The 1,435-nt window shown below is 55.7% G+C and carries 1 rRNA gene (cut by a window edge); it reads left to right on the top strand.

The features are described 5' to 3' along the window. A 23S ribosomal RNA gene (locus ACGFIE_RS33695) occupies nt 1-1,391 on the top strand; it begins 1,873 nt to the left of the window's first position. Nucleotides 1,392-1,435: the final 44 nt, after the last annotated feature.

Genomic DNA, 1,435 nt, shown 5'->3' with positions numbered 1-1,435 from the left:
ATAGGCTGAGACGTGATGCCGAGCCGATTCAGGTGAAGTCAGTGATCCTATGCTGCCGAGAAAAGCCTCTAGCGAGTTCTTAGCGGCCCGTACCCCAAACCGACACAGGTGGTCAGGTAGAGAATACCGAGGCGATCGGGCGAACTGTGGTTAAGGAACTCGGCAAATTGCCCCCGTAACTTAGGGAGAAGGGGGGCCGGAGACGTGAAGCCCCGCGCGGGTGGAGCGTTGTATGGCCGCAGAGAGCAGGGGGAAGCGACTGTTTACTAAAAACACAGGTCCATGCGAAGAAGTAATTCGATGTATATGGACTGACGCCTGCCCGGTGCTGGAACGTTAAGGGGACCTGTTAGCTCTTCGGGGCGAAGCGGAGAACTTAAGCGCCAGTAAACGGCGGTGGTAACTATAACCATCCTAAGGTAGCGAAATTCCTTGTCGGGTAAGTTCCGACCTGCACGAATGGCGTAACGACTTCCCCACTGTCTCAACCACAGGCCCGGCGAAATTGCAGTACGAGTAAAGATGCTCGTTACGCGCGGCAGGACGGAAAGACCCCGGGACCTTTACTATAGCTTGACATTGGTACTCGAATTAGCTTGTGTAGGATAGGTGGGAGCCGGTGAAGTCCATACGCCAGTATGGGTGGAGGCAATCTTGAAATACCACTCTGGTTGATTTGGGTATCTAACTTCGGACCGTTATCCGGTTCAGGGACAGTGTCTGGTGGGTAGTTTAACTGGGGCGGTTGCCTCCTAAAGGGTAACGGAGGCGCCCAAAGGTTCCCTCAGCCTGGTTGGCAATCAGGTGTTGAGTGCAAGTACACAAGGGAGCTTGACTGTGAGACTGACAGGTCGAGCAGGGACGAAAGTCGGGACTAGTGATCCGGCACTTGCGAGTGGAAGCGGTGTCGCTCAACGGATAAAAGGTACCCCGGGGATAACAGGCTGATCTTCCCCAAGAGTCCATATCGACGGGATGGTTTGGCACCTCGATGTCGGCTCGTCGCATCCTGGGGCTGTAGCAGGTCCCAAGGGTTGGGCTGTTCGCCCATTAAAGCGGTACGCGAGCTGGGTTTAGAACGTCGTGAGACAGTTCGGTCCCTATCCGCCGTGCGCGTAGGATACTTGAGAAGGGCTGTCCCTAGTACGAGAGGACCGGGACGGACGAACCTCTGGTGTGCCAGTTGTCCCGCCAGGGGCACGGCTGGTTAGCTACGTTCGGAAGGGATAACCGCTGAAAGCATCTAAGCGGGAAGCCTGCTTCAAGATGAGGTATCCCACCCACCTTGGTGGGGTAAGGCCCCCAGCTAGACGACTGGGTTGATAGGCCGGAAATGTAAGCCCGGTAACGGGTTCAGTTGACCGGTACTAATAGGCCGAGGACTTGACTACTAAGCTGCTACGCGTCCACTGTGCAACTCTGAACAAGCGAACAC

This window comes from Micromonospora sp. NPDC049275, from assembly GCF_043197115.1.
GTDB lineage: Bacteria > Actinomycetota > Actinomycetes > Mycobacteriales > Micromonosporaceae > Micromonospora.
This window is presented reverse-complemented; position numbering and strand designations above follow the sequence as displayed.